Raw genomic sequence first — 7,121 nt, 5'->3', positions numbered from 1 at the left:
TCTACTACCAGCGCAAAGACCCCAACGAGTCGACGCTGCCGGACCACGAGCCGGCGGAGATGCACCCCATCGGTGCCGCGAGAGCCGCCGCGGCCGTGGCCGCCGTCGACAACGGCGACAGCTGGGTCGAAGCGATTGCCAAGGCAGCCGAACGTATCCGCACTCTGACCGCGGCACCTGCTGCTGCATCGTCAAGTGCCACTGCGCCGCCCCAGCAAGTCTGGCACCTGGGGCAAGCACTAGAGCTGCTCCGCAAGGAGCGCTTTGCCGACGCACTGAGCCTGGTGCGGGCCCTGCCCGCCGAATCGGCGAACGACCCGGACGCCCTGTTGCTGCACGCGGTCTTGCTGGTGCACAGCGGCCAACTGGCGCAGGCCGAGGAAGCCTGCCACCGGCTGCTGGCGGTCGACGGCCTGAACGCCGGCGCGCACTATGTGCTGGCCCTGTGCCGCGAAGGCGCAGGCGACCGTGCTGGCGCGATCGATCGCGACCAGGCGGCCATCTACCTCGACCCTGCCTTTGCCATGCCGCGCTTGCATCTGGGGCTGCTGGCCCGGCGTGCCGGTGACAACAACGCCATGCGCCGCGAGCTGACCCAGGCGCTGGCCCTTCTGAAGCAGGAGGACGCACCGCGCCTGCTGCTGTTCGGCGGCGGCTTCGACCGCCAAGCCCTGGTGACGCTGTGCCACGCCGAGATCCGGGCCGCGGCTGGAGAACCATGACCAACACATCGCGCACGGCCGCGCAACTGCGGCATGACTTCGACAGCGCGTTCGCCGAAGCGGCGCGCGAAGCGACACAAGCGAAGGAAGACTTTCTGGCCATCCGCGTCGGCGCCGACGTGCATGCCTTGCGACTTGCCGACATCGCCCATCTGCTGCCATCGACGGCATGGACCCCGCTGCCGGGCCCGCTGCCAGCGATGCTCGGCGTCATAGGCTTTCGCGGCGCCATCGTGCCGGTGTACGACCTGCGCCTGCTGCTCGGCTACGCAGCGCAGGAGCCGCCGCGCTGGATGGTGATCGCGGGCGAGCCACCGGTGGCGCTGGCGTTCGACGCCTTCGAGGGCCACCAGCGCCTGGCGCGTGCGACCCACGTGCGCGAGGCCGACGGTGAGGCGACGCGTCGCCACGTGCGAGAGCTGCTGCAGACCGGCGAAATGACCCGCCCGGTCGTCGCGGTGGCTTCGCTGCTCGAAGCCATCAAGACCATGGTCAAACAACAGGGCCCGGGCTAGACCCGCCCCAGAAAAAAGGAGCGTATGAGATGTGGACATTCGGCAGGAAGATCGCCCTCGGCTTTGCCATCTCGTTCGTGCTGCTGCTGGGCATAGGCACCGTTGCGTACCGCACCATCGACTCGCTGACGCGGACCAGCTACCTGGTGGCGCACACCTACATCGTGCTGAGCCATCTGAGCGACCTGCTCTCCCAGCTCACGGATGCCGAGGCCGATGTCCGCGGGTTCGTCATCACCGGTGACGAGAGCCACGTGGAGTCTTTTCCGAGGACCTCGGCTTCGGTCGCCAAGAGCCTGCAGGAGCTGCGCGAGTTGACCGTCGACAACGCCAACCAGCAAAAGCGCATCGCCGCCCTCGAACCGCTGGTCACCGCCAAGCTGACCCATGTTCGAAGGAATGTCGAGCTGCGTCGCCAGAGCGGGCTGGACGTCGCGCTCAAGTCGATTCAAGCCGGCGAGGGCAAGCGGCTGATGGACAGCGTGCGTCAGTTGGCCGATCAGATCGAAATGGAAGAACGCAGCCTGCTCAAACAGCGCGCCGACGACGTCGAGGCCGCTTCGAGCAGCGCACGCACGACCATCGTGCTGGGCACCCTGCTCTGCCTGGTGTTCGTCACCGCGGCGGGTTTCACGCTGACGCGCTCGCTGAGCACGCAGATCGCGTCCACCGTCCAGCATGTCCAGCGCTCGTCGAGCGAGCTGCAATCGGCCGCCAACCAGCAAGCGGCCGGGGCGCGCGAATCGTCGACGTCGATGACCGAGATCACCACCACCATCAACGAGCTGCTCGCCTCGTCGCGCCAGATTGCCGAGAGCGCGCAGCGCGTGGCCAGCGTGGCCGATCAGACCGTCTCCGCCGCGCGTGCGGGTGACGGCACCGTGCAGACGGCCAACGCGTCGATCGCCGGCATTCGCCAGCAAGTGGACCTGGTGGTCAACCACATGCTGGAGCTGGGCCGCAAGTCGCAGCAGATCGGCGCGGTGCTCGACATCGTTTCCGAGCTGGCCGAGCAGACCAACATCCTGGCGATCAACGCCACGATCGAAGCCACCGGCGCCGGCGACGCCGGCAAGCGCTTCGGTGTCGTGGCCGAAGAGATCCGCAAGCTGGCCGACCGCGTGGCCGGCTCGACCAAGGAAATCCGCACGTTGATCGAAGACGTGCGCAGCGCGGTGAACACCACCGTGATGGCCACCGAGACGGGCTCGAAAGCCGTCGACGCCGGTTCGCGCCAGTTCGCCGAGGTGACCGCGTCGTTCAAGCAGATCGCCGGTCTGGTGGCCACCACCACCGAAGCCGCGCGCGAGATCGAGCTGTCGACCAAGCAACAGACCACCGCTGTCGAGCAGGTCAACCTGGCCATCTCGAACACCGCGCAGGCAACCCGCGAGACCGAGGCGAGCTCGGGCCAGACCTTGCAGACGGCCTCGCAGCTGGCCGGCCTGTCGAAAGAATTGCTGCGGCTGGTGCAACCGCAAGGCGCGTGACATGCCGCCGTCCAAGGACCCTTACCGCTACTTCCGCATCGAGGCGCGCGAGCTGCTGGAGCAGATGGGTCAAGGCCTGCTCGAGCTGGAAAGAGGCGCCGGCGACGCACAGACCGTGCTGCGCCTGCTCCGGCTGGCTCACACGCTGAAGGGAGCGGCCAGGGTCGTCCGACAACGCGAGATCGCCGACGACGCACACGCCTTCGAAGACCTGTTGACACCCCTGCGCGACTCGCCGGCGGCAGCGCCGCGCGAGGCCATCGACGCCCTGCTGGCCCTGCTCGACCGGATGAGCGCGGGCGCCGCCGCCCTCACGCCTGCGCCGAACGCCGGCGCGCCGGCCAACGCCAGGCTGCCGCCCGAGCAGGCGCTGAGCACGGTGCGCACCGACATGGCGGAAATGGATGCGCTGCTGGAAGGCATCTCGCAGACGTATGCCCACATGACGAACCTGCGGCGCAACCAGGCGGCGGTGGAGCGGGCGCGCGAGCTGGCGGGCCTGCTGGCCGACCACCTGTCGCTTCGCCGTGGTCGCGCGCAACCGGCCGCCGCCGCAAGCCCGTCACTGCCACTGGCCGAGGAATTGCGAACCCTTCTCGGCGGGCTCGGCCGCGGGCTGGCCGACGGCGTGGACCAGATCGATCGGGAGCTGCGCCAGGTGCGCGACGCCGCCGAGCAGCTGCGCCTGGTGCCGGCCTCGGCGGTGTTCGCAGCGTTGGAGCGCACGGCCCGCGACGCGGCCCAGGCGCTCGGCAAACGGGTGCGGTTTGAAGGCCGCGGCGGCGGCGTGCGGCTGGAAGCCGAAGTGTTGAGCGGCGTGCAGCCGGCGCTGTTGCAGCTGGTGCGCAACGCCGTGGCCCATGGCATCGAGCCCGAGCATGAGCGCGTCGCCGCACGCAAGCCACCCGAGGGCTGCGTCACGATCGACGTGGCGAGGCACGGGCGACGAGTGGTGTTCAGTTGCACCGACGATGGTGCGGGGGTCGACCTCGCCGCTGTGCGCCGCAGTGCCCAGCGCAAAGGCTGGTTGGCGGCGGCCAGCGATGAACTCGACGCGCAGGCCCTGCTGCAGCTGCTGTTGCGCGGCGGGCTCAGCACCGCCACCGTGGTGAACGAAGTCGCCGGCCGGGGCATCGGGCTGGATGTCGTGCGCGACACCGCCGATCGCCTGGGCGGCGAAGTAACGGTGCAGACGGCCAAAGGGCGCGGAACGACGCTGCGGCTCGAAGTGCCGCTGTCGATCGCCTTGCTGGAGGTCCTGCTGGTCGAGGCCGCCGGCATGGTGGTGGCGATCCCGCTGGACGCCGTGCGGCGCACGCTGCGTCACAGCGCGCACGAGATCGCCCACACGGCCCAAGGCGACTCGATGGTCCACGACCATCAGGCCCTTCCTTTTCTGGCGATGTCGCGATTGCTCCAGCCGACGGCGCCGGCGCGTGCAGGCCGATTCGGATCGGCCGTCATCGTCGAAGGCAGCGGCGCGCTGGCAGCGATCGGGGTCGACAGTGTGCTGGGGACCGCCAGCGTGGTGCTGCGCCCGCTGCCTGAACTGGCTCCTGCGCACCCTGCAGTGGCCGGCGCTTCGCTCGATGTCGAAGGTCGGCCGCAAATCGTGCTGGACCCGGACGGCCTGGTCAGCGCGGCGCAACGTGCAGGTGCACCGCCGCCGCGACCCGAGCCTGCGCGAAGGCCCGTGCTCGTGGTGGACGATTCGCTGACGACGCGCATGCTGGAACAAAGCATCCTCGAATCGGCGGGTTATCAGGTGCACGCGGCCGTGTCGGCCGAAGACGGGCTCGAGCAGGCGCGGCGCCAGCGCTACGCACTGTTCCTCGTCGACGTGGAGATGCCGGGGATGGACGGCTTCAGCTTCATCGAGCAGACCCGTGCCGACCCGGCGTTGCGCGACGTGCCGGCCATCCTCGTCACCTCGCGCTGTTCACCTGAAGACCGACAGCGCGGCGAGCAGGTCGGCGCGCAGGGCTACATCGTCAAGAGCGAGTTCGCGCAGGCGGACTTCCTGCAACGCGTGCAGCAACTGGTGCAGGTGGCGACATGAGGCAACAGGCGTCGAACCGGCCCTGGGCGGCCAAGATGGGCGAGGCGACCCGATGAGCAGAGCGCGAGTGCTGGTGGTCGAAGATTCCATCACCGTGCGCAAGCGGCTGTGCGAGGTGTTGGCAAGCGACCCGGGGCTGGAGGTCGTCGGCGAGGCCGGGGACGGCAAGCAGGCGATCGAGGCTTGCCGAGCCCTGCGGCCCGACGTGATCACGATGGACATGATGTTGCCGCTGATGACAGGACTGACGGCCACCGAGTACATCATGGCGCACTTCCCGACACCGATCCTCGTCGTGTCATCGTCGTTCAATCGCGGTGAGGTGTTCAGGACCTTCGACGCGCTGGCCGCCGGCGCCGTCGACGTGCTGGAAAAGCCCGACGGCCATGAAGCCGACGGCGCCTGGGAGCGGACCCTGCTCGCGCGCGTGAAGATGGTCGCGCGCATTCGCGTCATCACCCACCTGCGGGCCAGGCTGACCGCCCGCAGTGCCACGCTGCCGGCAACGAACCGGCCCTGGTGCAAGTGCGTGGCCGTCGGTGCCTCGACCGGCGGCCCCGGGGCCATCGTCAGCGTGCTGCGCGCCCTGCCTTCGCCGCTGCGGGTACCGGTGCTCCTGGTTCTGCACATCAACGAACCGTTCGGCACGGCCTTCGCCGACTGGCTCGACGCGCAGACACCGCACCATGCCACCTTCGCACAAGACGGCGAGCCGCTCGCCGGCGGCCGCGTCGTGATGGCGCCGCCCGGACGCCATCTGGTGGTCAGACAAGACACCCTGCGCCTGACGACCGAGCCCGAGCTGCACTCGTGCCGGCCATCAGTCGACCGGCTCTTCGAGTCGCTCGCCGCCGAGCGTGGGGCAGCGACTGCGGCCTGCCTGCTCACCGGCATGGGCCGCGACGGGGCGGCAGGCCTGCTGGCGATCCGGCGCGCAGGCGGGCTGACGATCGCCCAGGACGAGGCGACATCGGTGGTCTACGGCATGCCACGCGAGGCGGCCTTGCTCGGGGCCGCGGAGCGCGTGCTGCCACTGGACGAGATCGGCCCCGTGCTGGCGACCGTCACGATGCCCGAGTGGGAGGCGCGCACATGACCGATACCGTCCTGATCGTCGACGACAGCCTGACGGTCCGCATGGATCTGCAGGACGCGTTCGACGACGCGGGTTTCCTGACCCGGGCTTGCGGGACGGCCGCGGCCGCGCGTGAAGCCTTTGCCACGGCAGCGCTCGACGTCGTCGTGCTCGATGTGCTGCTGCCCGACGGTGACGGCGTGGACTTGCTGCGGGAGCTGCGTGCATCGCCTGGCCTGTCGGGTGCGGTGGTGCTGATGCTGTCCACCGAGGCCGAAGTGAAGGACCGCATGCGCGGGTTGCGCACCGGCGCAGACGAATACGTCGGCAAGCCGTACGACACGCACTACGTGGTCGCGAAGGCGCGCGAGCTGTTGCGCGATCGGCGGGCCATCGCGGACGCCAGGGGATCGACCATCCTGGTGGTCGATGACAGCATCACCTTCCGCGAAGCCCTGCGCCAGGCGCTCGAGGAAGCGGGCTACGCCGTGCGCGTCGTCGGCAGCGGTGAAGAGGGCTTGCGCGCCGCAGCCATCGAGCGCCCCAGTGCCATGGTGGTGGACAGCGTGCTGCCGGGGCTGGACGGCGCAAGCGTGATCCGGCGGCTGCGGCTGGACATCGCGTTGCGCGACATGCCCTGCCTGCTGCTCACCGGCTCGGAGGGCCACGAGGCCGAGTTGCGTGCTTTCGAGGCCGGTGCCGACGCTTTTGCACGCAAGGAAGAAGGCGTGGAGCTGATCCTGGCGCGGCTCGCTGCCGTGCTGCGCAGCGCGGCGACCTCCTCGCCTGACAAGGTGACCAGCCTGCTGGGCCCCAAGCGCATCCTGGCGGTGGACGACAGCCCGACCTACCTGGCCGAGCTGGCGTCGATGCTGCGCGACGAGGGCTACGACGTGGTGCCTGCACGCTCGGGCAAGGAAGCGCTGGAGCTGCTGGCTTTGCAGACGATGGACTGCATCCTGCTCGACCTGATGATGCCGGGCCTGAGCGGCCTCGAAACCTGCCGGCAAATCAAGACAGCACCGGTTGTGCGCGACATCCCGCTGATCATGCTCACGTCCCTCGACGACCGCGCGACCATGCTTGACGCGCTGGAGGCGGGGGCGGACGACTACATCCAGAAGTCCAGCGAGCTCGAGGTGCTGAAGGCCCGCGTGCGGGCGCAGCTGCGGCGCAAGCAGTTCGAAGACGACAACCGCCGCATCCGCSTGGAGCTGCACGCGGTCGAGCTCGAAGCGGCCAAGGCGCGCGCGGCCCGCG

Annotated in this window: 6 protein-coding genes; all 6 read left to right on the top strand. The window is 69.4% G+C overall.

Annotated features, from left to right (window positions below):
* The coding region (locus AC1DYI_RS22635) for a tetratricopeptide repeat protein (RefSeq protein ID WP_477206392.1) at window positions 1-722 on the top strand (722 nt) is incomplete at its 5' end.
* Window positions 719-1,237: a chemotaxis protein CheW gene (locus tag AC1DYI_RS22630; RefSeq protein ID WP_477206391.1), complete on the top strand. Its 519-nt coding sequence runs from the start codon at window positions 719-721 to the stop codon at window positions 1,235-1,237. The genes AC1DYI_RS22635 and AC1DYI_RS22630, both read left to right, overlap by 4 nt.
* 29 nt (window positions 1,238-1,266) lie before the next feature.
* The gene (locus tag AC1DYI_RS22625) at window positions 1,267-2,727 is read left to right on the top strand and encodes a CHASE3 domain-containing protein (RefSeq protein WP_477206390.1); all 1,461 of its coding nucleotides are present in this window, start codon (window positions 1,267-1,269) and stop codon (window positions 2,725-2,727) included.
* 1 nt (window position 2,728) lies between these two features.
* Entirely contained in the window at window positions 2,729-4,786 is a 2,058-nt protein-coding gene (locus AC1DYI_RS22620) for a hybrid sensor histidine kinase/response regulator (protein ID WP_477206389.1), read from the top strand.
* A gap of 52 nt (window positions 4,787-4,838) precedes the next feature.
* Window positions 4,839-5,882 carry a chemotaxis-specific protein-glutamate methyltransferase CheB gene (gene cheB / locus AC1DYI_RS22615; RefSeq protein ID WP_477206388.1) on the top strand — a complete coding sequence of 348 codons (1,044 nt, stop codon included), beginning with the start codon at window positions 4,839-4,841 and terminating at the stop codon, window positions 5,880-5,882.
* A partial coding sequence (locus AC1DYI_RS22610; RefSeq protein WP_477206387.1) for a response regulator occupies window positions 5,879-7,121 on the top strand: 1,243 nt, incomplete at its 3' end. The genes cheB and AC1DYI_RS22610, both read left to right, overlap by 4 nt.

The sequence above is a fragment of the Ideonella sp. P3_A4 genome, from assembly GCF_056403075.1.
The sequence above is the reverse complement of the archived record's forward strand: the minus strand, read 5'-3'. Positions and strand labels throughout refer to the sequence as shown.

What these genes read in the sequence shown, in the direction of transcription:
- AC1DYI_RS22620 (WP_477206389.1), top strand. Translation starts at nt 2,729, where the DNA reads ATGCCGCCGTCCAAGGACCCTTACCGCTACTTCCGCATCGAGGCGCGC.
- AC1DYI_RS22630 (WP_477206391.1), top strand. Translation starts at nt 719, where the DNA reads ATGACCAACACATCGCGCACGGCCGCGCAACTGCGGCATGACTTCGAC.
- cheB (WP_477206388.1), top strand. Translation starts at nt 4,839, where the DNA reads ATGAGCAGAGCGCGAGTGCTGGTGGTCGAAGATTCCATCACCGTGCGC.
- AC1DYI_RS22625 (WP_477206390.1), top strand. Translation starts at nt 1,267, where the DNA reads ATGTGGACATTCGGCAGGAAGATCGCCCTCGGCTTTGCCATCTCGTTC.